This is a genomic window from Streptomyces sp. NPDC018045, from assembly GCF_044327445.1.
In the GTDB taxonomy this organism is placed as follows: Bacteria; Actinomycetota; Actinomycetes; order Streptomycetales; family Streptomycetaceae; genus Streptomyces.
In genome coordinates this window covers 215,812-239,900 of the sequence record NZ_JBIRFL010000005.1, presented here as the reverse complement: position 1 = coordinate 239,900, position 24,089 = coordinate 215,812, and the positions used below count along the sequence as shown (strand labels likewise).

At 72.5% G+C, this 24,089-nt stretch carries 21 protein-coding genes; 10 read left to right on the top strand and 11 right to left on the bottom strand.

Annotated features, from left to right (window positions below; genetic code table 11):
* Positions 1-67: 67 nt before the first annotated feature.
* From guaB to ACH4EB_RS14845, 3 genes are all read right to left on the bottom strand, one after another.
* Complete coding sequence (gene guaB, locus ACH4EB_RS14855) at positions 68-1,570, bottom strand: IMP dehydrogenase (protein WP_398347831.1); 1,503 nt, start codon at positions 1,568-1,570, stop codon at positions 68-70.
* A gap of 231 nt (positions 1,571-1,801) precedes the next feature.
* Positions 1,802-2,377, bottom strand: a complete 576-nt coding sequence (locus ACH4EB_RS14850; protein WP_003984493.1) for a sigma-70 family RNA polymerase sigma factor — start codon at positions 2,375-2,377, stop codon at positions 1,802-1,804.
* A 281-nt stretch (positions 2,378-2,658) separates the two neighbouring features.
* Positions 2,659-3,270: a response regulator transcription factor gene (locus ACH4EB_RS14845; protein ID WP_003948568.1), complete on the bottom strand. Its 612-nt coding sequence runs from the start codon at positions 3,268-3,270 to the stop codon at positions 2,659-2,661.
* A 379-nt stretch (positions 3,271-3,649) separates the two neighbouring features.
* On the opposite strand from ACH4EB_RS14845, the gene ACH4EB_RS14840 reads away from it, so the two are divergent.
* Positions 3,650-3,982, top strand: a complete 333-nt coding sequence (locus ACH4EB_RS14840; RefSeq protein WP_398347830.1) for a WhiB family transcriptional regulator — start codon at positions 3,650-3,652, stop codon at positions 3,980-3,982.
* 164 nt (positions 3,983-4,146) lie between these two features.
* Here the strand turns inward: ACH4EB_RS14840 and ACH4EB_RS14835 are convergent, their stop codons facing one another.
* Positions 4,147-5,058 carry a LysR family transcriptional regulator gene (locus tag ACH4EB_RS14835; protein ID WP_398347829.1) on the bottom strand — a complete coding sequence of 304 codons (912 nt, stop codon included), beginning with the start codon at positions 5,056-5,058 and terminating at the stop codon, positions 4,147-4,149.
* A 79-nt stretch (positions 5,059-5,137) separates the two neighbouring features.
* On the opposite strand from ACH4EB_RS14835, the gene ACH4EB_RS14830 reads away from it, so the two are divergent.
* Both ACH4EB_RS14830 and ACH4EB_RS14825 read left to right on the top strand, forming a co-directional pair.
* Entirely contained in the window at positions 5,138-5,803 is a 666-nt protein-coding gene (locus ACH4EB_RS14830) for an MOSC domain-containing protein (RefSeq protein ID WP_398347828.1), read from the top strand.
* Positions 5,804-5,887: 84 nt separating this feature from the next.
* The gene (locus ACH4EB_RS14825) at positions 5,888-6,661 is read left to right on the top strand and encodes an SDR family NAD(P)-dependent oxidoreductase (RefSeq protein ID WP_398347826.1); all 774 of its coding nucleotides are present in this window, start codon (positions 5,888-5,890) and stop codon (positions 6,659-6,661) included.
* Here the strand turns inward: ACH4EB_RS14825 and ACH4EB_RS14820 are convergent.
* Entirely contained in the window at positions 6,624-8,303 is a 1,680-nt protein-coding gene (locus ACH4EB_RS14820) for a hypothetical protein (RefSeq protein ID WP_398347825.1), read from the bottom strand. The genes ACH4EB_RS14825 and ACH4EB_RS14820 overlap by 38 nt on opposite strands.
* Positions 8,304-8,320: 17 nt before the next feature.
* Complete coding sequence (locus tag ACH4EB_RS14815) at positions 8,321-10,282, bottom strand: DUF2264 domain-containing protein (RefSeq protein ID WP_398347823.1); 1,962 nt, start codon at positions 10,280-10,282, stop codon at positions 8,321-8,323.
* A 199-nt stretch (positions 10,283-10,481) separates the two neighbouring features.
* On the opposite strand from ACH4EB_RS14815, the gene ACH4EB_RS14810 reads away from it, so the two are divergent.
* The 5 genes from ACH4EB_RS14810 to ACH4EB_RS14790 all read left to right on the top strand — a co-directional run bounded on the left by ACH4EB_RS14810 (position 10,482) and on the right by ACH4EB_RS14790 (position 16,143).
* Complete coding sequence (locus ACH4EB_RS14810) at positions 10,482-11,711, top strand: LacI family DNA-binding transcriptional regulator (RefSeq protein WP_398348118.1); 1,230 nt, start codon at positions 10,482-10,484, stop codon at positions 11,709-11,711.
* A 164-nt stretch (positions 11,712-11,875) separates the two neighbouring features.
* A complete protein-coding gene (locus ACH4EB_RS14805) occupies positions 11,876-13,192 on the top strand; it encodes an ABC transporter substrate-binding protein (RefSeq protein WP_398347822.1) in 1,317 nt (438 codons plus the stop codon).
* The gene (locus ACH4EB_RS14800; RefSeq protein ID WP_398347821.1) at positions 13,189-14,130 is read left to right on the top strand and encodes a carbohydrate ABC transporter permease; all 942 of its coding nucleotides are present in this window, start codon (positions 13,189-13,191) and stop codon (positions 14,128-14,130) included. The genes ACH4EB_RS14805 and ACH4EB_RS14800 overlap by 4 nt, the downstream gene beginning before the upstream one ends.
* The gene (locus ACH4EB_RS14795; protein ID WP_398347820.1) at positions 14,130-15,065 is read left to right on the top strand and encodes a carbohydrate ABC transporter permease; all 936 of its coding nucleotides are present in this window, start codon (positions 14,130-14,132) and stop codon (positions 15,063-15,065) included. Before ACH4EB_RS14800 ends, ACH4EB_RS14795 begins: the two co-directional genes overlap by 1 nt.
* Before the next feature lie 28 nt (positions 15,066-15,093).
* Positions 15,094-16,143, top strand: coding sequence for a hydroxyacid dehydrogenase (locus tag ACH4EB_RS14790; RefSeq protein WP_398347819.1), 1,050 nt, complete (start codon positions 15,094-15,096; stop codon positions 16,141-16,143).
* A gap of 84 nt (positions 16,144-16,227) precedes the next feature.
* Here the strand turns inward: ACH4EB_RS14790 and groL are convergent, their stop codons facing one another.
* Together groL and groES are read right to left on the bottom strand one after the other, a co-directional pair.
* Positions 16,228-17,850 (bottom strand): chaperonin GroEL, encoded by a 1,623-nt coding sequence (gene groL, locus ACH4EB_RS14785; RefSeq protein ID WP_398347818.1) that lies wholly within the window; start codon positions 17,848-17,850, stop codon positions 16,228-16,230.
* A gap of 103 nt (positions 17,851-17,953) precedes the next feature.
* Positions 17,954-18,262, bottom strand: coding sequence for a co-chaperone GroES (groES, locus tag ACH4EB_RS14780; RefSeq protein WP_010986397.1), 309 nt, complete (start codon positions 18,260-18,262; stop codon positions 17,954-17,956).
* A 795-nt stretch (positions 18,263-19,057) separates the two neighbouring features.
* On the opposite strand from groES, the gene ACH4EB_RS14775 reads away from it, so the two are divergent.
* Together ACH4EB_RS14775 and ACH4EB_RS14770 are read left to right on the top strand one after the other, a co-directional pair.
* On the top strand, positions 19,058-20,575 hold the full coding sequence (locus ACH4EB_RS14775; protein WP_398348116.1) for an FtsW/RodA/SpoVE family cell cycle protein: 1,518 nt from the start codon (positions 19,058-19,060) through the stop codon (positions 20,573-20,575).
* Between the two features lie 63 nt (positions 20,576-20,638).
* Positions 20,639-21,844, top strand: a complete 1,206-nt coding sequence (locus ACH4EB_RS14770; protein WP_398347817.1) for a methyltransferase domain-containing protein — start codon at positions 20,639-20,641, stop codon at positions 21,842-21,844.
* Positions 21,845-21,866: 22 nt separating this feature from the next.
* Here ACH4EB_RS14770 and ACH4EB_RS14765 read toward each other — a convergent pair whose 3' ends face one another.
* The 3 genes from ACH4EB_RS14765 to rimI all read right to left on the bottom strand — a co-directional run bounded on the left by ACH4EB_RS14765 (position 21,867) and on the right by rimI (position 24,074).
* Positions 21,867-22,232: a hypothetical protein gene (locus ACH4EB_RS14765; protein WP_398347816.1), complete on the bottom strand. Its 366-nt coding sequence runs from the start codon at positions 22,230-22,232 to the stop codon at positions 21,867-21,869.
* 173 nt (positions 22,233-22,405) lie between these two features.
* On the bottom strand, positions 22,406-23,554 hold the full coding sequence (gene tsaD / locus ACH4EB_RS14760; protein WP_398347815.1) for a tRNA (adenosine(37)-N6)-threonylcarbamoyltransferase complex transferase subunit TsaD: 1,149 nt from the start codon (positions 23,552-23,554) through the stop codon (positions 22,406-22,408).
* Positions 23,547-24,074, bottom strand: coding sequence for a ribosomal protein S18-alanine N-acetyltransferase (rimI, locus tag ACH4EB_RS14755; protein WP_398348115.1), 528 nt, complete (start codon positions 24,072-24,074; stop codon positions 23,547-23,549). The genes tsaD and rimI overlap by 8 nt, the downstream gene beginning before the upstream one ends.
* Positions 24,075-24,089 lie beyond the last annotated feature (15 nt).

Genomic DNA, 24,089 nt, shown 5'->3' with positions numbered 1-24,089 from the left:
GCCCTCGCCGCTGCAACTCACCGAGTACAACATCCGCCCCGCGACCGATCGTCCCGGGCCTACCGGCTCACCGTCGCGCGTAGTTCGGCGCCTCGGTCACCATCTGGACGTCGTGCGGGTGGCTCTCCTTCAGGCCCGCCGCCGTGATGCGGACGAAGCGGCCCTTCTCCTTCAGCTCCTCGATGCTCGCGGAGCCGACGTAGCCCATGGAGGCGCGCAGGCCGCCGACGAGCTGGTGGGCCACCGAGCCGAGCGGGCCGCGGTAGGGGACCTGGCCCTCGATGCCCTCGGGAACCAGCTTGTCCTCGGAGAGGACGTTGTCCTGGAAGTAGCGGTCCTTGGAGAAGGAGCGCGCCTGGCCGCGGGACTGCATCGCGCCGAGCGAGCCCATGCCGCGGTACGACTTGAACTGCTTGCCGTTGATGAAGACCATCTCGCCCGGCGACTCCTCGCAGCCGGCCAGCAGCGAGCCCAGCATGACCGTGTCGGCGCCGGCCGCGATGGCCTTGGCGATGTCGCCGGAGAACTGCAGGCCGCCGTCGCCGATCAGCGGCACCCCCGCCGCGTTCGCGGCCTGCGCGGCCTCGTAGATCGCGGTGACCTGCGGCACGCCGACACCGGCGACGACGCGGGTGGTGCAGATCGAGCCGGGGCCGACACCGACCTTGATGCCGTCCGCGCCGGCGTCGATCAGCGCCTGGGCGCCGTCGCGGGTGGCGACGTTGCCGCCGACCACGTCGACGCGGACGTTGGACTTCACCTTGGCGATCATGTCGAGGATGCCGCGGCTGTGGCCGTGCGCGCTGTCCACGACCAGGAAGTCCGCGCCGGCCTCGACGAGCGCCTGGGCGCGGTCGAAGGCCTCGTCGCCGACGCCCACCGCGGCACCGACGACCAGGCGGCCCTCGGCGTCCTTGGCCGCGTTCGGGTACTTCTCGGCCTTCACGAAGTCCTTGACCGTGATCAGGCCCTTGAGGACGCCCGCGTCGTCGACCAGCGGCAGCTTCTCGATCTTGTGGCGGCGCAGCAGCTCGATGGCGTCGTCGCCGGAGATGCCGACCTTGCCGGTGACCAGCGGCATCGGGGTCATGACCTCGCGCACCTGGCGGCTGCGGTCCAGCTCGAAGGCCATGTCGCGGTTGGTGACGATGCCCAGCAGCTTGCCCGCCGCGTCGGTCACCGGCACACCGCTGATGCGGAACTTCGCGCACAGCGCGTCCGCCTCGACGAGGGTGGCGTCCGGGCGGACCGTGATCGGGTCGGTGACCATGCCGGACTCGGAGCGCTTGACCAGGTCGACCTGGTTGGCCTGGTCCTCGATGGACAGGTTGCGGTGCAGCACGCCCGCGCCGCCCTGCCGCGCCATGGCGATCGCCATCCGCGCCTCGGTGACCTTGTCCATGGCGGCGGACAGCAGCGGGATGTTCACCCGGACGTTGCGCGAGACCCGGGACGAGGTGTGGACCGCGTTCGGCAGCACCTCGGAGGCGCCGGGCAGCAACAGCACGTCGTCATATGTCAGACCGAGCATCGCGAATTTGGCGGGCATTCCGTCGACGTTGTCAGTCATGACACCTTCCCAAATGGTCTTGCCTCAGCGCGGACACCCATGCTAACGGCCACCACAGGCGTCACATTCCACAACGGGTGAGGAGCGCATCACTTGTACGTTCCTATGAAATCGCCGCAGCACCGACGTGCGTTCCTACGGCTGCATGATTCTTCGACTGTACGTTCCCCCGGGGTGTCCGGTCGCCCCGGCCTCCGCCAGGGCACCGCACACCGCGCTCCCCCGGCGCGGCTACTGCTCGGCCAGCGCACGCAGCCGGCTCAGCGCCCGGTGCTGCGCGACCCGCACCGCACCCGGCGACATCCCCAGCATCTGCCCGGTCTCCTCGGCCGTCAGCCCGACCGCGACCCGCAGCAGCACCAGCTCACGCTGGTTCTCCGGCAGGTTGGCCAGCAGCTTCTTGGCCCACTCGGCGTCGCTGCTGAGCAGCGCGCGCTCCTCGGGACCGAGCGAGTCGTCCGGCTGCTCGGGCATCTCGTTGGACGGCACGGCCGTACTGCCGGGACCCCGCATCGCGGCCCGCTGGAGGTCGGCGACCTTGTGGGCGGCGATGGCGAAGACGAACGCCTCGAAGGGCTTGCCGGTGTCCCGGTAGCGCGGCAGCGCGCAGAGCACCGCGACGCAGACCTCCTGCGCCAGGTCCTCCACGAAATGGCGCGCGTCACCCGGCAGCCGGGACAGCCGGGTGCGGCAGTAGCGCAGCGCGAGCGGGTGCACGTGGGCCAGCAGGTCGTGAGTGGCCCGGCGATCCCCTTCCACGGCGCGTGCGACGAGATCGCCGATCTCCTGTATCCCGTCATCGCGCATCGGTCCATGGTGCCTTGGCGCGGCACGATCCGCGGCATCAGGTCCGTACTTGTGCACCGAAGCGTTATGCGCGGCAGGTGCGCCGGCTGTCATCTCCCGCGCCCTCCCCTCGCACCGGATCGGCCCGTCCCCGAGGAACTCCATACCTCAAGGATGCGGCACCGCGCGCCGAACCGGGACGCCGCTCCCGGACCGGCACCTGCGGGACCGCCTGCCGCCCCGCCCGCCACGCGGCGGGCGGGGCCCCTCATTCCCCCGCATCGCTGCACGTCACGGCCGTCCTAGCGGACCAGGCCCCAGCGGAATCCGAGCGCGACCGCGTGGGCCCGGTCGGAGGCGCCGAGCTTCTTGAACAGCCGTCGGGCATGGGTTTTGACCGTGTCCTCGGAGAGGAACAGCTCACGCCCGATCTCCGCGTTGGAGCGGCCGTGGCTCATGCCCTCCAGCACCTGGATCTCGCGCGCGGTCAGCGTCGGCGCGGCACCCATCTCGGCGGACCGCAGCCGGCGCGGGGCGAGCCGCCAGGTGGGGTCGGCGAGCGCCTGGGTGACCGTCGCGCGCAGCTCGGCGCGCGAGGCGTCCTTGTGCAGATAGCCGCGGGCGCCGGCCGCGACCGCCAAGGCGACCCCGTCCAGATCCTCGGCGACCGTGAGCATGATGATGCGGGCACCGGGGTCGGCGGAGAGCAGTCGGCGCACCGTCTCGACCCCGCCTAGGCCGGGCATCCGCACGTCCATCAGAATCAGGTCCGAGCGATCGGCGCCCCAGCGGCGGAGGACTTCCTCGCCGTTGGCCGCCGTCGTCACACGCTCTACACCGGGCACGGTCGCGACCGCGCGGCGGAGCGCCTCTCGGGCAAGCGGGGAGTCGTCACAGACGAGGACGGATGTCATGACCGCCCTCCGCAGCTACTGCGCGTCACCTTGAGCCTCCAGGCTGGTACGTATCGTCACCTGAGCGATCGACCGCCTCGGACACCTGCCCGAGACCTACCTCCGCCAACCGCTTCCGCCCTCTCAACGACGGTCACTCGAAAGAGTTACGGGTTGGGCAGCCGCCTTCGGCACTCTACGTGAGGGCTCGGACACGCAGAAGATGCACGGCCGAACATCGCCCCCCTTCATGGCCCTATGCCCTATTTGGTGGCTTTTCTTCCTTTTTCACAGTGTCTGTGGCTAGATTCGCAATGGGTCATATTTACATCTACTTAGACAGTAGATGTACGGTCGTGAGCACCGAGCCCGAACCGGTACCGCTTCGAGGGGACTAGCAATGGCAGATTTCTCGCGCCTTCCGGGCCCGAACGCAGACCTCTGGGACTGGCAGTTGCTCGCCGCGTGCCGTGGCGTGGACAGTTCCCTCTTCTTCCACCCCGAGGGCGAGCGCGGTGCCGCGCGGAGCGCGCGGGAGACCTCGGCGAAAGAGGTGTGCATGCGCTGCCCCGTACGCGCCCAGTGCGCGGCGCACGCCCTCGCGGTCCGCGAGCCCTACGGGGTGTGGGGCGGACTGACGGAGGACGAGCGCGAGGAGCTGATGGGCCGGGCCCGGCACCGGCTGGTGTCGGCGACGGCGGCGGTGGGTCACCCGGGTGTCGGCAGTGCTTGAGGGCACGGACTGAAGAAACGTTTCTCCGAAAACTTCCCCCGAACGGCGCAGTCAGGACCAGGATCCCGTCCCCGCCGCTCCGGCGGCCCCGTGGCCGCCCCGCCGCTCCGGCGGCCCCGTGGCCGCCCCGCCGCTCCGGCGACCCCGTGGCCGCCCCCGCCGCTTCAGCGGCCGACCGCCCCCGCGAGCCGGCCGAGCATCGCCTCGACCGCCGGGACCTGCGCGAGGTCCGGCAGGGTGAGCGCCACGATCTCGCGCTGCACGCACGGCTCCATCGTGACCGTACGGACCCCCTTGTGCCGTACCGACTCCAGCGCCAGCTCCGGCAGGACCGCGACGCCGAGCCCCGCGCCGACCAGGCCGATCACCGCCGGGTAGTCGTCCGTCGCGAAGTCGATGCGCGGGGTGAAGCCCGCCCCCTCGCAGACCTCGACCAGGTGCCGCCGGCAGCGCGGGCAGCCCGCGATCCACGGCTCGCCGGCCAGGTCGGCGTAGCCCGCCGTCTCGGCCCCGGCCAGCCGGTGGGTCTCCGGGACCAGGCCCACCAGCCGGTCGACCAGGACCGGCCGGACGACCAGGTCGTCCCACTCCGCCTCGGCGGCGGGGTCCGCGCCGCGCACCTCCGGGTACCGGAACGCCAGCGTGATCTCGCAGTCGCCGTTGCGCAGCATCTCGACCGACCGCGGCGGCTCGGCCTCGACCAGGGAGACGCGGGTGCCGGGGTGGGCGGCGCGCATGGCGGCCAGGGCGGTGGGCACCAGCGTCGAGCTGCCGGAGGGGAAGGAGACCAGCCGTACGCGGCCGGCCCGCAGGCCCGCGATGGCGGCGACCTCCTCCTCGGCGGCGGTGAGCCCGGCCAGGATGCCCGTGGCGTGCCGCACTAGCGCCTCGCCCGCCTGCGTCAGCCGCATCTCGCGGCCCGTGCGGATCAGCAGCGGAGTGCCCGCCGACTGTTCGAGCGCCTTCATCTGCTGGCTGACGGCGGGCTGGGTGCAGCCCAGCTCGCGGGCGGCGGCGGAGAAGGAGCCGGTCCGGGCGACGGCGCGCAGCACGCGGAGATGACGGGCCTCGATCATGCTCCGAGCATAAGCGGTCCTTGGGGCGAGCGGAAAATAATGGCTCGCACCTTTGGCCGAGCGCCAGTAGCGTGCCCACATGAAGCTTCTGTCAGTGAACGTGGGGCGGCCGCGGCCCATGGAGTACCGCGGTGCCACGGGCAGTACGGGCATCGGGAAGCAGCCCGTCGACGGGCCGGTGGCGGTGTCCGCGCCCGGCCCCAAGGGGGTCGCCGGCAGCGGCCTGGCCGGTGACGCGGTGGTCAACCTCCAGCACCACGGCGGCGACGACCAGGCGGTGTATGCCTACGCCCGCGAGGACCTGGACACCTGGGAGAAGGAGCTGGGCCGCGAACTGCCCGCCGGGATGTTCGGCGAAAACCTCACCACCCTCGGCCTGGACGTGACCCACGCACTGCTCGGCGAGCGCTGGCGCGTCGGCCCCCGGCTGCTGCTGGAGGTGACCTCGGCGCGCATCCCCTGCATGTCCTTCCAGGGCCGGCTGGGCGAGCCGGGCTGGATCAAGCGCTTCACGCAGGCCGGCGTGCCCGGCGCGTACCTGCGGGTCGTCGAGCCGGGTGAGATACGGGCCGGGGACACGATCACCGTCGAGCACCGCCCGGACCACGACGTGACGATCGCGCTCACCTTCCGCGCCATGACCACCGAGCGCGCGTTGCTGCCACGGCTCCTGGAGTCGGGTGCGGCGCTCCATCCCGAGCTGCGCGAATGGGCGCTCAAGTACATCCGCACCCAAGAGGCTTGAACCGGGAGAACGGGGCGCGGCGGGCCCGGCCGGGGCGTACCGGCCGGGGCGGACGGCGTGCGCGGATGCGGATAGCGTGCCCGTATGACGACTGCATTGATTACGGGAGCGACGGCGGGCATCGGTGCCGCTTTCGCCCGCCGGCTGGCGGGCGACGGCCACAACCTCGTGCTCGTGGCGCGCAACGAGAAGCGGCTGCGCGAGCAGGCCACCGAGCTGCACGACCGGCACGGCGTCGAGGCGTCCGTGCTGGTCGCCGACCTGGCGACGGAGGACGGCATCGCCGCGGTCGAGAAGCGGCTCGGCGACCGCACCCACCCGGTGGACCTGCTGGTCAACAACGCGGGCTTCGGCAACAAGGGTGAATTCCTGGACGTGCCGATGGCCGACGAGCTGAAGATGCTCAAGGTGCACTGCGAAGCGGTGCTGCGGCTGACGTCGGAAGCGCTCAAGGGGATGCGCGAGCGGCGCCGCGGCGGGGTCGTCAACGTGGCCTCGGTGGCCGCGTTCGTGCCGCGCGGCACGTACGGGGCGAGCAAGGCGTGGGTCGTGCAGTTCACCCAGGGCGCCGCCCGCGACCTGGCCGGCAGCAAGGTACGGCTGATGGCGCTGTGCCCCGGCTTCGTGCGGACCGAGTTCCACGAGCGGGCCGGGATGGGCACGGACAGCATCCCCGACTGGATGTGGCTGGATCCCGACAAGCTGGTGGACGCGGCGATGAAGGACCTGGCGCGCGGCAAGTCGCTGTCCATTCCGGACCCGCGCTACAAGGCGCTGATGGGCGTGGCGAAGCTGGCGCCGCGCAACCTCCTCGGCGGGATCACGTCGAAGACGGGACGCAAGTACGGGCCGCAGTGAGGCGCCGCGGTACGGGCCGTGGGTGATCCGCGTACGGCCCGTACCGGTGGGGCGGAGTCGTCAGCGGACGCCGGGGCCCTCGTACGCGCCGATGGTGGGGGCCCCGGCGGGCAGCGGTGTGCCGAAGTAGTCGCGGCGTAGTCGCGGCGTAGTCGCGGTCGCCGTTGTCCCGCACGTGCCGCCCGGCGGCGTGGGCCGGTGATCCGGCGGTGAGGCGGAAGTCGTCGCGCAGGCCGGGGTCCGCCGTGGTGCCGCCCGGGTTGGCGGGCAGGTGCGCCGGTGGCAGCCCGTGGAAGACGTCGTGGTCGAAGCGCAGTCCGGGTGTGGGGTTCTTGAGCGCGTAGCCGCCCTGTCCGCGGCTGACGAAGATGTTGTTGCGTACGGTCAGCCGGTGGTCGGCGGTGGCGGGGGACGCGGTGTCGTCCTGGACCAGGTAGGCGGGGATCCGGGCCGTGTTGAGGAAACTGTTGTTGTGGACACGGGTGTTGAGGACGGGGCCGGCGCAGATCTGGATCACCGGGCGCCGTCGTCGCGGCTGATGTTGTAGCGGACGGTGGTGCCCACGGTCCGCGCGCCGCTGTACGGACACAGCAGCAGGAAGCCGCCCTCGTTGTCGTGACTGTCGTTCGTTGTACTGGAACACCGTGTTCCGGGAGGCGCCGTCCGCGTCGAAGGACATGCCGTCGTGGGTGTTGCCGCCGCCGGACACCTCGTTGTGCTGCACGAGGGTGTCGTCGGTGTTGAACGTCCAGATCCCCGCGTTGGCCGAGGGCGAGCGGAGCTGGAAGCCGTCCACCCGGTTGTGCTCGACGACGGCGCCCGCCGTGGTGTCCAGCTTGATGCCGTCGCCCGCCAGAGATCCGAGGGTGTTGTGGTGGACCCGGACCCGGGTGCTCGGGGTCCAGGCACCGGGGTAGGTGTGCGGGTCCTGCTGGTGGCCGACGAGCGCGCGCTTGGACCAGGTCGACGTGAAGTACACACCCTCCCGGTCGACATCCTCGATCCGGTTGCCTGCGATCTCCAGCCCGTCGTAACGGCTGGGCCGCGCCGTGCCCTCGACCGCGACGTGGATGCCGCTGGAGCCGGTCAGGGTCTTGGCGTCGCCGCCCCGCACATCGTGCACGTACAGCCCGGTGACCGCGATCCCGCGGGCGGTGCCGTAATCCGTCAGCCGCAGCCGTACGCCGTTGCGTTCGCTGCCGGGGCGGGCCGCGTTGACGATCTCCAGCGCGCTGAGCCGTACGTACCGGGTGTCGGCGAGCAGCACGGTGTCGTGGGCGCCGGCGCCGTCCAGGCGGGCACGTGCCGGGGCGCTCCCGTAGTCGCCGATGGTGAAGGGAGCGGTGGCGGAGCCCGCTCCCTTGGGGGCGAGCGTCCCGGTGCAGGTGCTGCCCCGGCGGAACAGCAGGCGCTCGCCGGGGCCGTACGGACGGGCGTTGGCCCGCGCCAGCGTGGACCAGGGGCGGGCGCGGGTGCCGTCGCCCCTGGCGGGCGCGGCGCAGTCGACGTGGAAGGCGCGCCCCGCCGAAGCGGCGGGGCGGCCGGCGGCGTGCGCGCCGGGGGCCGTGCCGAGCGTGAGCGCGGCGGACAGGGCGAGCACGGTGGGTGTCGCGCGCGCGACGGCGCGCGGTCCTCGTCTCATGGTCCCGTGGGCCTGCGTTACGGGGCGGCGGCGGTGTCCTCGTCGAGCGTCAGGGCGCTGGTGGTGCCGTCCTTCCAGGTCACGTGGAGGGTGTGCCGGCCGGTGAGCCGGACCTCGGCCAGCTCGTGGACCGGCGCCGGGGCGGGCTCGGCGGTCAGTGAGGCGAGCGAGACGAAGAGCGCGCCGCCGGGGGCATCGGGCACGGCGCCGTCGAGGCAGGCGGTACGGGTGTGGTCCCCGAAGGGCGTGCTGCCGGTCGGCACGGTCCTGGGCTGCCCGGCGTCCTCGGTGAAGCCGTGCACCGCGTGGAGCTGGGCGGCCGGCCCGCCGTCCGTGACGGCCCAGCCCGTCTGCCGTACGGGCGTGCCGGGCGCGGCCCCGGTGACGAGGTGGGCGCGTACCTCGGCGCGGCCGTGCGCCAGGGTCGCGGACAGCACCCGTACGCCGGTCAGTTCGGAGCCGTCCGCGCGGCGCGGGGTGTGCGCGGAGGCGGCCCAGCCGGGGCCGCTGCCACGCTGTTCGACCGGTCCGCGGCCGGTGGGCGTGCCGTCCACGAGCAGGGCGAAGTGGTTGTCCGCGAGTTCGGCGGGGGTGGTGTCCGAGCCGGGGTTGGCGGACGTGTCGGCGCTGGTCCCCGCGTCCGCCGCGGCCGACGGCCCGGTACGCGTCGAGTAGGCGAACCGCGCGTAGTTCGGGTCGGCCGGGCCGAAGACCGAGGAGCTGCCGTGGTTGTGCAGCCGGACCAGCCCGTCGGCCACCGTGGACTGGACCAGCAGGCCGGGCGCGCGCAGCGGGGTGACGGCGTCCGCGGTCTCGGCGGGCAGCGGCTCCTCGCGTGCGGTCCAGACGGGGTGGCCGTCCGGCAGCAGCAGGCCGAGGAGTCCCTTGGACGCCCAGTACGGGGAGGCGGGCCCGGAGTAGCCCTGGAGCATGGGCGCGTACGGGCCGTACCAGCCGAGCGGCAGCAGTCCCTGGTCCGTCACGGCGCCGTGGTCGAGGAAGTGCCGCAGGGTGCCGGACGTGAGGCGGCGGGTGGCGCCGGGGCTGAGCGGGGTGTGGCCGGTGAGCGCGCCGAGCCAGGGGGCGGCGAGGGTGGCGAAGCGGTAGGTGAGCGAGCGGCCGAACGGCATCGGCGCGCCGTTGGCGTCGAACATGCGGCGGTAGCCGTCGAGGTGCGCGCGCAGCCGCTCGCCGTAGGTGTCGAGGAGCGCGCGGTCGTCGGCGAGGTGGGCGTGCAGAACGGGATAGAAGTGCAGCGCCCAGCCGTTGTAGTGGTCGAACGCCTGGTTGTCGCCGTCGCTGTACCACCCCTCGCCCCGGTACCAGCCGTCGATGCGCTCCAGGGCGCGGTCGACGGACGCCTGCGCGCGGTCCGTCTCGGCGCCCGCGTCCAGCAGGAAGCCGCCGACGGTCAGGCCGAACAGCCACCAGTTGTTGTCGATGGGCGGCGGGTCGAGGGCGGGCAGCAGCCAGTCCACCGCCCGTGCGCGGACCTTGTCGTCCAGCGTGTCCCACAGCCAGGGGCGGGTCAGCCGCAGGCCGAGGGCGACGGAGGCGGATTCGACGATGGCCTGCCGGGTGTCCGGTATGACCGGCCAGGCGTCGGGGTGCCGGCCGCCGAGTTCCGGTTCGGTCACCGGGTGTTCGGTGCCCGCGGCGAGCCCTTCGGCGTACCGGGCCAGATAGCCGTGCGGGTCCTCGCCGCCGCTGCCGGCCACCCGGAAGGCGGCCGCCAGGAAGGTACGGGCGTAGCCTTCGAGGCCGTCCGAGCGCGGCCCCGCCCAACTCGGGCGGGCGCCCGGGAGGTTGATGAGCCCGTTCCGGGGCGAGGCGTACGGGGCGACCGCCCCCAGCAGGCCGTCGGCCGTGGCTTCCCAGTGCGCGCGGGTCCAGCCGGTGTACGGGCTGCGCTCGCGGTCCTCGGGCGGGAGCGAACCGGCCTCCCGGCCGGCGGGCTGCGGATGCGGAGGCACGGTCATGGGCGTTTTCCCTCACGGTCGACGACCCAGGAATCCTCAACTCGTCGCGATCGAACGTCAAGGGGGCCTGATCGAACGACCGGTTACTGCGCCGTTCGATCACGCTGGACTAGGGTGCGTCTTCACCTTGGAGACGGGACCGGTGACGGCCGTCGTCCCGGCCGTCACCGGTCCACCACACCGCGAGGGGGCTGCCGCCGTGCGCGAGCGTGCCGTGCAACGCCATGACCGCCTGCTGTCCTTGGTACGGCAGCGCGGCTCGGCCCGCGTCACCGACCTGGCCGAGCAGCTCGGCGTCTCGCCCGTCACCGTCCGGCGCGACGTCGAGACGCTGACCGGCAAGGGCCTGCTCGACCGGGTGCACGGCGCGGTGTCCTGGCCCCGGCGGCGCGACCGGGCCGGCGGTGGCCCCGCGCCCGCCGCCGAGGGCCTCGTGCTGGGCCTGCTGGCGCCCTCGGCCACGTACTACTTCGCCGACGTGATCCGCGGCGCCCATGAGGCCGCGGCGCGGGCCGGGGCCCGGCTCGTCCTGCGGATATCCGACTACCGGCCCGAGCAGGACCCGGCGCGCGCCGCGGGCCTGCTGTCGGCCGGGGCCGAGGGGCTGCTCGTCGCGCCGGGCTGGCGCGGTCCCGGCGACCCGGCCGAGTACGGCGGCTGGGTCGCCGGACTGCCCGTACCGGTCGTGCTGCTGGAGCGCAGCGTGCCGCCGGACAGCCCGCTGGCGGGCCTGGACCGGGTGTGCTCGGACCACGGCCACGGGGTGCTGCTCGCGCTGCGCCACCTGGCCGCGCGGGGGCACGCGGCGCCGCTCCTGGTGGCCCGCGCCGACAGCCCGACGGCGCTCGCGGTGCGCGAGGGGTACGAGGCGGCGCTGCGGGCCCTCGGCGTGCCGCGGCCGCGGCCGGCGATCGGGTCGGTGCCGGCCGAGCTGGACCCCCAGGGGTTCGAACGGGCCGTACGGGAGCTGCGGGCGGCGGTGGCCTCTGGGGAGGCGACGGCGGCGCTGGTGCACAACGACGTGGACGCGATCCAGATGGTGCAGCGGCTGGCCGAGCTGGGTGTACGGGTGCCGCGCGACCTGGCGCTGGTCGCGTACGACGACGAGGTGGCGGCGCTGGCGGACACGCCGCTGACGGCCGTGGCGCCGCCCAAGCGCGAGGTGGGGCGGCAGGCGGCGCGCCTGCTGGTGGACCGGCTGCGCGAACGGGCCGGCGGGGGGCCGGGCAGGGACGGGCCCGCGGCACCGGCGCCGGGGGCGAGCCTGTCGGCGGGCCCCGGCGGCGAACCGTCGCCGCGGCGCCATCTCACCTTGCTGCCTACCCTGCGGGTACGCGCGTCGTGCGGCGCGGGGCGGGGCTCCGGCTCCGGCTCCGGCTCCGGCTCCGGCTCCGGCTCCGGCTCCGGCTCCGAGGAGGGAACCACCTGAACGGCCCGGACGCCGCACCCGGACGCCGCGCCCGCCTCCCCCATCCTGTTCTTTTTTCGATCAATCAATCTTTCGCTCTTGACTTCGCTCAAGGCCGGCCCAAGGATCGCGGATCGCGGCCCGCACCTTCGCGCCGCGCCCTCCCCACGCTCAGGAGCCGCGCCATGAGCCTCAGTTGGAGCAGAACGACCCTCGCGCTGGCCGGCGGCCTCACCGCCCTGACCCTGCTGACGGCCTGCGGCGGCAGCGGCGCCGGGAGCGAAGGCCCCGTCACCCTCACGTACTGGGGCTGGACCAAGGGCACGCGCCAGGCGGTGGACGCCTTCAACGCCGCCCACCGCGACACGAAGGTGCGGTTCGAGGAGATCCCCTCGGGCACCGCGGGCGGGTACGCCAAGATCTCCAACGCGGTCAAGGCGGGCAACGCCCCCGACCTGGTCAGCGTCGAATACCCGACGCTCCCCGAGTTCGTCAGCCAGGGCGCCCTCCAGGACATCACCCCGTACGTCACCCCGGACCTGAAGAAGAAACTCCTGCCGCAGGCGGTCCGGCTCACCACCCTCGGCGGCCGGAACTGGGCCGTCCCCTTCGACGCCGCGCCGCAGGTCTACTACTACCGCAAGGACTTCTTCACCCGGCACCGGCTCGAAGTGCCGCAAACCTGGGCCGCCTTCCGCACCACGGCGGCCGCGGTGAAGAAGGCCGACCCGAAGGCGCGCATCGGCACCTTCTTCCCCGACGACCCGACCACCTTCGAGGCGATGGCCTGGCAGGCCGGCGCCCACTGGTTCGCCACCCAGGGCGACTCCTGGAAGCTCGACACCACCGACCCGGCGACCAGGAAGGTCACCGACTACTGGCAGGGCCTCCTCAAGGACGACCTGGTGCACACCCACGCCTCCTTCAGCCCCGGGTGGACCAACTCGCTCAAGAGCGGCGGCACCGTCGGCTATCTCGGCGCCTCCTGGGGCGCGGGCGTCCTGAAGGGCACCCTGCCGGACCAGAGCGGCAAGTGGGCCGCCGCGCCCGTACCGAGCTGGGACGGCACACCGGCCAGCGGCATGCTCGGCGGCTCCACGACCGCCGTGACCAAGGGCAGCCGGCACACCGAGGCCGCCGTGCGGTTCGCGACCTGGATGTCCACCTCCGCCGACGCGGTCCGGGCGCGGGTCGCCTCCGGCCAGTCCAGTGCCTACCCGGCCGCCGCGGCACTGCGCCCGGTCGCCCGGCAGGCCTTCGACACCCGCTACTACGGCGGCCAGGACGTCTACGCCCTCTTCGACGCCGCTGCCGCCTCGGTCGACGCGACATGGGGCTGGGGCCCGGCCACCAGCACCACCAACACCACGCTGAAGGACGAGTTCGGCAAGGTGGCGCGCGGAGGCGGCGGCACGGGCTCGCTCGCCGCCGCCGTACGCGCCGGCAGCGACGCGACGGTACGCGAACTGAGGAAGCGCGGCCTGAAGGTCATGGGCCGGTGAGCGCCAAGGCGCGTGCCGTCACCGTCCTGCTCACCCCCTTCTTCGCCCTCTTCGCCGTGGTCATGGTCGTCCCGATCGGATACGCGGTCTGGCTCAGCCTCTTCACCGAGAAGCAGTCCGGCCTCGGCTTCGGCGGTACGCACACGGTCTTCAGCGGACTCGGCAACTACGCGGCGGCGCTCGGCGACCACGCCTTCCGCGACGGCTTCCTCGTCCTCCTCGGCTACTGCGCCCTCTACATCCCCCTCCTGCTGGCCGGCGCGCTGACGCTCGCCCTGCTGCTGGACTCCGCCCTCGCCCGCGCCCGGCGCTTCTTCCAGCTCGCCCTCTTCCTGCCGCACGCCGTGCCCGGCATCATCGCCGCCCTGATCTGGGTCTACCTCTACACCCCCACGCTCAGCCCGGTCGTGGCCGCGATGGAGTCCGGCGGTCTCGGCTTCGACTTCCTGTCCCCCTCCGGAGCGCTGCCCTCGGTCGTCAACATCGCCCTGTGGGAGTGGCTCGGCTACAACATGGTCATCTTCTACGCCGCCCTCCAGGCCGTCGACCGCTCGGTGATCGAGGCCGCGACGGTGGACGGGGCGGGCGCCTGGCGCGTCGCGACCGGTGTCAAGCTCCCCCTCATCCGCTCCTCCCTCGTCATGGTGGCCCTCTTCACCGTCATCGGCTCGCTCCAGCTCTTCACCGAGCCGCTGATCCTCAACCAGGGCTCGGCGTCCGCCGTCACCTCCTCCTGGACACCGAACATGTACGCCTACACCGCCGCCTTCGCCCGCAACGACTACGGCCTCGCGGCCGCCTCGTCCGTCCTGCTCGCGCTCGTCGCCGCGCTGCTGTCCTTCGCCGTCACCCGCCTCTCCGGCCGGTCGTCCCGGCCCGGCCGCCGTCTGCCGGACGCGGCCCGCCCCCCGCTCGCCCACCCGAAGGGCAGGCCCTGATGGCACCCTCGCCCCGCACCGCCGTCCCCGGCCCGGCGGCCCCCGTGCCCGTACGCCCGTCCCGCGCCCGCTCCGTACGCGCCGTCGCCCGCGGCCCGCGCGGCCGCTGGCTCTCCCCCACCGCCGTCAACGCCGCGCTCGGCCTCGCCGTCCTCTACACGCTCTTTCCCCTCGTCTGGCTGGTCACCGCCGCCACCAAGGACGCGGGCGGCCTGCTGGCCGGTGACGCCCTGTCCTTCGAGGGCTTCGACCTGGCCGGCAACCTCTCCCGCCTCGCCGCGGAGAGCGACGGCATCTACTTCCGGTGGTACGCCAACAGCCTGCTCTACGCGGGCGCCGGCGCCGCGCTCTGTGCCCTGATCTGCGTGGCCGCCGGCTACGCCTTCGACAAATACCGGTTTCCCGGCAAGGAGAAGCTGTTCGGCGTCGTCCTGCTCGGTGTCCTGGTCCCCACCACGGCGCTGGCGCTCCCCCTCTACCTGCTGGCCAGCAGGACCGGCGTGGTCAACACCTACTGGTCGGTGCTGGTACCCGCCCTCGTGAACCCGTTCGGCGTATACCTGGCGCGGGTCTTCAGCGCCGGCTACATCCCGGACGAGGCGCTCGAAGCGGCCCGTATCGACGGCGCGGGCGAGCTGCGCGTCTTCTGGTCCATCGGCCTGCGTATGGTCGCACCGGGCCTGGTGACCGTCTTCCTCTTCCAGTTCACCGCGATCTGGAACAACTTCTTCCTCCCCCTCGTGATGCTCTCCGACCAGCGGCTCTTCCCCGTGAGCCTCGGCCTGTACGCCTGGAACGGCAACGCCCACGGCGAGCCGTCCTTCTACCCCCTCGTCGTCACCGGCTCCCTCCTCGCCGTCCTCCCCCTGATCATCGCCTTCGTGACCCTCCAGCGGCACTGGAAGGCCTCACTCGCCGCCGGAAGCGTCAAGTGACGCCCCCGGCCAGGAGCACGCTTCCACCATGCACCACACCACTGACAACCACCCTGACCAGGCAGTTTCCCGCCCCACCCTGCTGCTCGCCATGGAACCCGGCCTCGCCGGACGCCTGCTCGCCGACCACCACCGCACCCGCCTGACAGCGCTCACCCGCACCGACCCCCGCCTGGTCGCGCACGACTTGGCCGACCCGACCCCGGCCGTCGCCACCGCGCTGGCCGACGCAGAGATCCTCCTGACGTCGTGGGGAGCGACCCCGCTGACCGCCGCCGTCCTCGACCGGGCCCCGCGCCTGCGCGCCGTCACCCACGCGGGCGGATCGGTCAAACCCCATGTCACCCAAGCCTGTTGGGAACGGGGCATCGCCGTCACCTCAGCGGCCGCCGCCAACGCGCAGCCCGTCGCCGAATACACCCTCGCCGCGATCCTCTTCGCCAACAAACGCGTCCTGCACGCCGCACACCGCTACCGCGCGCTGCGCGCCCCCCACGACTGGCACCGGGAACTGGAGGGCGCCGGCAACCACCGCCGCACCGTGGGCGTGATCGGCGCCTCCCGCATCGGCCGGCGCGTCATCGACCTGCTGCGCCCCTTCGACCTGACGGTCCTCCTCCACGACCCGTACGTGGACGAGGCCGAAGCCACCCGTCTCGGCGTCACCCTCGCCCCCTTGGACGACCTCTGCGCCGCCGCCGACGTGGTCACCGTCCACGCGCCCCAACTACCCGCCACCCACCACCTGCTCAGTGCCCGCCGACTGGCCCTCATGCCCGACGGCGCCACCCTGATCAACACCGCCCGCGGCACCCTCGTCGACGAGGCGGCCCTGCTCCCCGCGCTCGTCGCCGGCCGCCTCCATGCCGTACTCGACGTGACGGACCCCGACCTCCCGCCCCCCGGCTCCCCCCTCTACGACCTCCCGAACGTCCTGCTCACCCCGCACATCGCGGGCTCCCTCGGCGGCGAACTCCACCGCATGGCCGACCAGGCCCTGGACGAGATCGAGCGCTACACGCGGGGCCTGCCGTTCGCCGACCCCGTACGCCCGGAAGGGCTCGGCCACTCCGCCTGAAAGAACCCGGGGCCGGCCCCGGCGTCAACGGGACGAGGCCCGGCCCCCTCGAAAGGGGACCGGGCCTCGTTGGGCTGAGCTGCCTCAGTGGGCGTGGCCGTGACCGTGACCGGCCTCGGCCTCCTCCTCGGCCGGCTTCTCGACGACCAGGGTCTCGGTCGTGAGCAGCAGCGAGGCGATCGACGCGGCGTTCTCCAGCGCCGAGCGGGTGACCTTGACCGGGTCGATGACGCCGGCCTTCACCAGGTCGCCGTACTCGCCGGTCGCGGCGTTGAAGCCCTGGTTCTTCTCCAGCTCCGCCACCTTCGCGGTGATGACGTAGCCCTCAAGACCGGCGTTCTCGGCGATCCAGCGCAGCGGCTCGACGGCGGCGCGGCGGACCACGGCGACACCGGTGGCCTCGTCGCCCTCCTTGCCGAGGGAGCCCTCCAGCACCTTGGCGGCGTGCACCAGGGCGGAGCCACCACCGGAGACGATGCCCTCCTCGACCGCGGCGCGGGTCGCGGAGATGGCGTCCTCCAGACGGTGCTTCTTCTCCTTCAGCTCGACCTCGGTGGCCGCACCCACGCGGATCACGCAGACGCCGCCGGCCAGCTTCGCCAGACGCTCCTGGAGCTTCTCGCGGTCCCAGTCCGAGTCGGTGGACTCGATCTCGGCCTTGATCTGGTTGACGCGGCCCTCGACGTCGGCGGAGTTGCCGCCGCCGTCCACGATGGTCGTGTCGTCCTTGGTGACGGTCACGCGGCGGGCGGTGCCCAGCACGTCCAGACCGGCCTGGTCGAGCTTGAGGCCGACCTCCTCGGCGATGACGGTCGCGCCGGTCAGGGCGGCCATGTCGCCGAGCATCGCCTTGCGGCGGTCACCGAAGCCGGGGGCCTTCACCGCGACGGCGTTGAAGGTGCCGCGGATCTTGTTGACGACCAGGGTCGACAGGGCCTCGCCCTCGACGTCCTCGGCGATGATCAGCAGCGGCTTGGAGGAGCCGGCCTGGATGACCTTCTCCAGCAGCGGCAGCAGGTCCTGGATCGAGCCGATCTTGCCCTGGTGGATCAGGATGTACGGGTCCTCCAGGACCGCTTCCATCCGCTCCTGGTCGGTGACCATGTACGGCGAGAGGTAGCCCTTGTCGAAGGCCATGCCCTCGGTGAAGTCCAGCTCCAGACCGAAGGTGTTGGACTCCTCGACGGTGATGACACCGTCCTTGCCGACCTTGTCCATCGCCTCGGCGATCAGCTCGCCGACCTGCTTGTCCTGCGCGGACAGACCGGCCACGGCGGCGATGTCGGACTTCTCGTCGATCGGGCGGGCGGTCGCGAGGAGGTCCTCGGACACGGCCTTGACCGCGGCGTCGATGCCCTTCTTCAGGGCGGCCGGGGAGGCGCCGGCGGCGACGTTGCGCAGGCCCTCGCGGACCAGCGCCTGCGCCAGCACGGTGGCGGTGGTGGTGCCGTCACCAGCGATGTCGTTGGTCTTGGTCGCCACCTCCTTCACGAGCTGCGCGCCAAGGTTCTCGTACGGGTCGTCGACCTCGACCTCACGGGCGATGGTGACACCGTCGTTGGTGATGGTGGGGGCGCCGAACTTCTTGTCGATGACGACGTTGCGGCCCTTGGGGCCGATCGTCACCTTCACGGTGTCGGCAAGCTTGTTGACGCCGCGCTCAAGGGCGCGACGGGCGTCCTCGTCGAACTTCAGGATCTTCGCCATGAGTTACGTGTCCTTAGTCGTTCTCTCCAACGAACTGCGCCCCGGGCGACCGGTTGTTTAGACGCGGGAACCAGGGGCGCAGCTCAAGGCATTCTTCGGTGAATTACTTCTCGACGATCGCGAGCACGTCGCGAGCCGAGAGAACGAGGTACTCCTCGCCGTTGTACTTCACCTCGGTGCCGCCGTACTTGCTGTAGAGCACGACGTCGCCGACGGTCACGTCGAGCGGAAGACGGTTGCCGTCCTCGAAGCGGCCCGGGCCAACGGCCAGGACGACGCCCTCCTGGGGCTTCTCCTTGGCAGTGTCCGGAATGACCAGGCCCGAAGCCGTGGTCTGCTCGGCGTCGAGCGGCTGGACCACGATGCGGTCCTCAAGCGGCTTGATGGCAACCTTGGAGCTGGCGGTCGTCACGATCCGACCTCCCCCTTCGGAGATCTCACGGGGTTAACTGTCTGAGGTGGCGACCAGGTGGATCCGTCGTCGCGGGTGCCGGACCTGCCCGTCGCTGTGTTTGGCACTCCCCGACGGAGAGTGCCAGAGCTGAGACTATGACGCGGTTAGCACTCGGTCAAGCGGAGTGCCAATTTGCCTTGGGGCGCGTCTGTGGGGACGGCGGGGGTTCGGTGGCCACCTTGCCCAGGTGGGGGGATTGGCAATCCTGCGCCTTCTTCGCGGGTGCGGTCCCGTGTGGGTGGACGTTCGCGCTTCGCGCGAGGGGTTGCGCTGTCGCGCGGATCGCATTGCTGGGTGCGGGGGGGGAGAGTACCCCCGGAAGGGCCCCGAGCCCCCACCCACGGACCCAAAGCGCACAACGAGCACCCCCACCGGGCCAAAGCCGCACAACGCACACCCCACACCCCACCGACCGACTGCCCCACTGGGCCAAAAGGGGGGACGGGACAGACGGGAACCGGATGGATCCGGACAAGATACGGCGGCAAGTGGGCCGGGACATCGCCCCCGGCGTCGGCCGTTCTGGCTTGTCTACCAGCGGCGACGGTCTCGTGCCGGGTCGGTCACACCCCGCTCACCTGCGGGAACCCTGCAACTGTCGGCCTCGTCTTCCTCATCGACGGTGGAGTCCGGTTCCGGGACGGATCGTTCCGGGCAGACGGCTCCCATGATTGATGGCGGAGGCATCCCGTGCGTGGACTGACGAGCTCGCTCCGGACCCCTGAGGGGCCGGAGAGCGACGCCGAGCGCACGATGACGTTCGCCGCTCTCGCCCAGGCCCCGAACCGGCGGCGTACGGAGATGTGGCTGCTCGCCTTCGCCGTGCTGATCACGGTCTTCGGTTACGCGTACACCGGCCTGTCGATGAACGGCCGGCTGCCCACCGGACTGCCCGGCTTCGCCGCCGCCGTCTTCTTCATGGCGCTCGTCCCGCACCTGGTCGTCCGCCGCTTCGCGCCACGCGCCGACCCGCTGATCCTGCCGCTCGCCACACTGCTGTCCGGCCTCGGCCTGGTGCTGCTCAACCGCCTCGACATCACGTACGCGGCCAAACCGAGCCTGCACATGGCCCCGGCGGCCGGCGGGCAGCTCGTGTGGACGGTGATCGGGGTGGCGGTCTGCACGGCCGTGCTGATGCTGCTGCGCGACCACCGCTTCCTTCAGCGCTACATCTACCTGACGATGGCCGTCGCGCTGGTGCTGCTGATGGCGCCGGCGTTCTTCCCCGGCGACACGTACGGCGCCAAGCGCTGGATCTTCGTCGGGCCGCTGTCGCTCCAGCCCGGCGAGTTCGTGAAGATAATGATCGCGGTGTTCTTCGCGGGCTATCTGACCCTGAACCGCGACGCGCTCGCGCTCTCCGGGCGCCGCGTCATGGGCGTCCAGCTCCCGCCCGGCCGCCAGCTCGGGCCGATCTTCACCATCTGGATCATCAGCCTCCTGGTGCTGGTCTTCGAGCGTGACCTCGGCACGTCGCTGATCTTCTTCGGGCTCTTCGTGATCACGCTCTACATGGCCACCGAGCGCACGAGCTGGGTGCTGTGCGGCCTGGCCATGGCGGTGATCGGCGCCGCCGTCGTCGGCTCGACCGAACCGCACGTCAAGGGCCGCGTGATGGCCTGGCTGCGCCCCATGGACATCTTCCTGCCCGAGAAACAGCGGCCGCCGGGCCTGGTCTCCGAGCAGGCCGCGCAGGCGCTGTTCAGCTTCGGCAGCGGCGGCATCAGCGGTACGGGCCTGGGCCAGGGCCACCCCGAACTGATCGGTTTCGCGGGCAACAGCGACTTCATCCTCACCACCGTCGGCGAGGAACTGGGCCTGGCCGGTGTGATGGCCACCCTGCTCCTGTACGTCCTGCTCGCCCAGCGCGGCCTGCGCGTCGGCCTCACCGCCCGCGACCCCTTCGGCAAGCTGCTGGCGGTGGGCCTGGCCAGCGCGCTGCTGCTCCAGGTCTTCGTCGTCGCCGGCGGCGTCACCGGACTGATACCCCTCACCGGCAAGGCGCTGCCGTTCCTGGCCAAGGGCGGGTCCTCGCTCGTCGCGAACTGGGTGATGGTCGCGCTGCTCATCCGGATCAGCGACAGCGCGCAGCGCCGCCGCGAGCCGATAGGACAGCCGGGCGGGCGCGGCGGACGGCGCGGGCGGCGGGCCCACGCCGCGGCGGATCCGGACGCGACACAGGCCACTCCCCGGGTCGTCGCGGCGCTGCCGCCCGCACCGGCCACACCCCAGGGCGGCCACGGCCGCCGCGCCCGCCGTTCACGCGGCTAGCCGCGCCCCGTTCCCTCCCCCGTCTCCCGCCCCGCCGCTCCCGTACGCGCGCGCTGGCCCACAATGGACCGGGTGAACCAGGCGAACGACCTCGACTCCTTCTCCGCGCTGCACACGCCCGAAGGCCAGGCACTGCTGGCCGAACTGCGCGACCACGACCCGGCCGACGAGCTGGCGACCGCGACCCGGCTGCGGCGCGACCACCCGGCCACGCTGGTCTCCGCCGCGCTGGGCCAGGCACGGCTGCGCCAGCGCGCCGCCGCCAAGTTCGGGGCGGACGCCGCGCGCATGTACTTCACGCCCAACGGCGTCGAGCAGTCCACTCGCGGTACGGTCGCCGCCCACCGCGCCACCCGCTTCGCCGCCCTCGGCGTCCGCTCGGTCGCCGACCTGTGCTCCGGCATCGGCGGCGACGCCATCGCCCTGGCCCGGGCCGGCATCCAGGTGCTGGCCGTCGACCGTGACCCGCTGACCTGCGCGGCGGCCCGCGCCAACGCGGAGGCGCTCGGGCTGGCCGACCGGATCGAGGTACGCTGCGCCGACGTCACCGAGGTCGACACCTCGGCGTACGACGCGGTCTTCGTCGATCCGGCGCGGCGCGGTGGCCGGGGCGGACGCGGCGGGCGGATCTTCGACCCCGAGGCGTACTCACCGCCGCTCTCCTGGGCGGTGCGGGCCGCCCGTACGGCGCCGCACGCGGCCCTGAAGATCGCGCCGGGCATCCCGCACGAGACCGTCCCGGACGAGGCGGAGGCGGAGTGGATCTCCGACGGCGGCGATGTGAAGGAAGCCGTCCTGTGGTTCGGCACCGCACCGGGCGCGCGCCGCGCCACGCTCCTGCCCGCCGGTGACTTCCTGCTGGACACCGGCCTGCCCGACCCCGATCCGGGCCCGGTCGGCCGCTGGCTGTACGAGCCCGACGGCGCCGTCATCCGGGCGCACCTCGTCGCGGAGGTCGCCCAGCGGGTGGACGGCCGCCTGATCGACCCGACCATCGCCTACGTCACGGCCGACGAGCACCGCCCGACCCCGTACGCCACGGCGTACGAGATCACCGACACGCTGCCGTTCAACGTCAAGAAGCTCAGGGCGCTGCTGCGCGAACGCGGGGTCGGTGTCGCCGTCGTCAAGAAGCGCGGCTCGGCCGTCGAACCCGAGGAGCTGCGCAGGAAGCTGAAGCTCTCCGGCCCGAACTCCTGCATCGTCTTCCTGACCCGCGTGGCGGGCGCCCCCACGATGCTGCTCGGCCGGGAGGCCCGCACCGCCTGACGCGGCCCCCGCCACCCGGCTCTCACGCCCGGTCCGTCAGCTCCTCCGCGAACACCTGCGACAGGGGCTGCGGGCCGACGTACTGCTGGCAGGTGCACTGCCCCGGCTCGTACCTGACCGGCTTGCGCTCCTCGTCCCAGGCCGTCGGGACCTGCGTCACCTCATGGCACTTGCCCTGCTTGTCGTGCTGGGCGAGATGGTGCGTACACCCGCACACCGGCTCCGGGGGCCGGTGTGCCGCCGCCAGCTCCCGCCGCTCGCGCCGCGCGCTCTCCAGCCGCTCCATCTTCCGCGCGTGCCGTGTGCTCATCGCCTTCCGCCCGACATCCACGACCTTGGCGAAGCCACCCGCCATGAAAAACGCGAACACCCACCAGAACCAGGCCATTGCCACCCCTCCCCGTAACCGCATATGTCAGCTCAAGCCAGGGTATGACGTGGCGTCAACGGACGGGCGAGGCGGGGGGCCGGGGGCCCTTCGGGACACTTCCACCGAACGAGTGACGCGGCAGTCGGCGCGGGCTTGACCGGCCGCGTCCCCCCTCCCCTCGGATACAGCCCCTACGAGTACAAGTTGTCCTTGCTCAGCTCGTGGAAGTGGTCGTGACCGTGGCCATGGCCGTGCGTGTGGCCGTGGCCGCCGCCCGCCTGGTCGTGGGTGTGGGGCTTGCCCGGGACATGGGGTTCGGTCACCGGGAGGGAGGAGTCGGCCGGGAGATCCCAGGCGGAGGCGGGACGGTCGCGGGCGACCATCTCGGCGCCGAGGGCGGCGACCATGGCGCCGTTGTCGGTGCACAGTTTGGGACGGGGGACGCGCAGCGTGATGCCCGCGTCCTCACAGCGGCGCGCGGCCATCGCGCGAAGCCGGGAGTTGGCCGCGACGCCGCCGCCGATCATCAGGTGGTCGACGCCGTTGTCCTTGCAGGCGCGGACCGCCTTACGGGTCAGGACGTCGACGACCGCCTCCTGGAAGGACGCCGCGACGTCCGCGACCGGAACCTCCTCGCCCGCCGCCCGCCGGGCCTCGATCCAGCGGGCGACGGCCGTCTTGAGGCCGGAGAAGGAGAAGTCGTAGATCGGGTCGCGCGAGCCCGTCAGGCCGCGCGGGAACCGGATCGCGTCCGGGTCGCCCTCGCGTGCGTAGCGGTCGATGACCGGGCCCCCCGGGAAGCCCAGGTTCAGGACGCGCGCGACCTTGTCGAACGCCTCGCCTGCCGCGTCGTCGATGGTCGAGCCGAGGGGCCGGACGTCGGAGGTGATGTCGGGGGCGAGCAGCAGGGAGGAGTGGCCGCCGGAGACCAGCAGGGCCATGGTCGGCTCGGGCAGGGCGCCGTGTTCGAGCTGGTCGACGCAGATGTGCGAGGCGAGGTGGTTGACACCGTAGAGCGGCTTGCCGAGGGCGTAGGCGTACGCCTTGGCCGCGGAGACGCCGACCAGCAGGGCGCCCGCCAGGCCGGGCCCGGCCGTGACCGCGATGCCGTCGAGGTCGGACGCCGCGACGCCGGCCTCCTTCAGGGCGCGCCGGATGGTGGGGACCATCGCCTCCAGGTGTGCGCGCGAGGCCACCTCGGGGACGACGCCGCCGAAGCGCGCGTGCTCGTCGACGCTGGAGGCGACGGCGTCCGCGAGGAGCGTGTGGCCGCGCACGACGCCGACGCCGGTTTCGTCGCAGGAGGTCTCGATGCCGAGGACGAGCGGTTCGTCAGCCATGGTCCGGGGTTCCTTGTGCGGGCGGGGAGGCGGGGGCACCGGCCGGTTCCGGGGCGGAATCGTCCGGGGATTCGGAGGGGGACTCGGTGGTACGGCGCATGACGAGGGCGTCCACGTTGCCCGGCTGGTAGTAGCCGCGCCGGAAGCCGATCGGCTCGAAGCCGAACCGCTCGTACAGGCGCTGGGCCCGTATGTTGTCGACGCGGACCTCCAGCAGCACCTCGGCGCACTCGAAGGCGGTCGCGGCGGACAGCAGCTCGGTCAGCAGCCGGGCGCCGAGGCCGGTGCCCCACTGGTCGCGTGCGGTGGCGATGGTCTGGATGTCGCCGGTGCCGTCGACGGCGGCCAGGCCGCCGTAGCCGACGAGGCGCCCGTCGCGTTCGGCGACGAGATAGCGGCGGTTGGCGGCCGGGCCGCGCGCGTGCGCCAGCTCGGACCAGAACATGCCCGCCGACCAGGCGTCCTCCGGGAACAGTTCGCGTTCCAGCTCCAGTACGGGCGCGATGTCCCACCAGCGCATCTCGCGGAGCACGGC

Coding starts and splice junctions, on each gene's coding strand:
- guaB (WP_398347831.1), bottom strand. CDS start 1,570: ATGACTGACAACGTCGACGGAATGCCCGCCAAATTCGCGATGCTCGGT.
- ACH4EB_RS14850 (WP_003984493.1), bottom strand. CDS start 2,377: ATGCGCGATGACGGGATACAGGAGATCGGCGATCTCGTCGCACGCGCC.
- ACH4EB_RS14845 (WP_003948568.1), bottom strand. CDS start 3,270: ATGACATCCGTCCTCGTCTGTGACGACTCCCCGCTTGCCCGAGAGGCG.
- ACH4EB_RS14840 (WP_398347830.1), top strand. CDS start 3,650: ATGGCAGATTTCTCGCGCCTTCCGGGCCCGAACGCAGACCTCTGGGAC.
- ACH4EB_RS14835 (WP_398347829.1), bottom strand. CDS start 5,058: ATGATCGAGGCCCGTCATCTCCGCGTGCTGCGCGCCGTCGCCCGGACC.
- ACH4EB_RS14830 (WP_398347828.1), top strand. CDS start 5,138: ATGAAGCTTCTGTCAGTGAACGTGGGGCGGCCGCGGCCCATGGAGTAC.
- ACH4EB_RS14825 (WP_398347826.1), top strand. CDS start 5,888: ATGACGACTGCATTGATTACGGGAGCGACGGCGGGCATCGGTGCCGCT.
- ACH4EB_RS14820 (WP_398347825.1), bottom strand. CDS start 8,303: ATGAGACGAGGACCGCGCGCCGTCGCGCGCGCGACACCCACCGTGCTC.
- ACH4EB_RS14815 (WP_398347823.1), bottom strand. CDS start 10,282: ATGACCGTGCCTCCGCATCCGCAGCCCGCCGGCCGGGAGGCCGGTTCG.
- ACH4EB_RS14805 (WP_398347822.1), top strand. CDS start 11,876: ATGAGCCTCAGTTGGAGCAGAACGACCCTCGCGCTGGCCGGCGGCCTC.
- ACH4EB_RS14795 (WP_398347820.1), top strand. CDS start 14,130: ATGGCACCCTCGCCCCGCACCGCCGTCCCCGGCCCGGCGGCCCCCGTG.
- ACH4EB_RS14790 (WP_398347819.1), top strand. CDS start 15,094: ATGCACCACACCACTGACAACCACCCTGACCAGGCAGTTTCCCGCCCC.
- groL (WP_398347818.1), bottom strand. CDS start 17,850: ATGGCGAAGATCCTGAAGTTCGACGAGGACGCCCGTCGCGCCCTTGAG.
- ACH4EB_RS14775 (WP_398348116.1), top strand. CDS start 19,058: ATGACGTTCGCCGCTCTCGCCCAGGCCCCGAACCGGCGGCGTACGGAG.
- ACH4EB_RS14770 (WP_398347817.1), top strand. CDS start 20,639: ATGGACCGGGTGAACCAGGCGAACGACCTCGACTCCTTCTCCGCGCTG.
- ACH4EB_RS14765 (WP_398347816.1), bottom strand. CDS start 22,232: ATGGCCTGGTTCTGGTGGGTGTTCGCGTTTTTCATGGCGGGTGGCTTC.
- tsaD (WP_398347815.1), bottom strand. CDS start 23,554: ATGGCTGACGAACCGCTCGTCCTCGGCATCGAGACCTCCTGCGACGAA.
- rimI (WP_398348115.1), bottom strand. CDS start 24,074: ATGCGCTGGTGGGACATCGCGCCCGTACTGGAGCTGGAACGCGAACTG.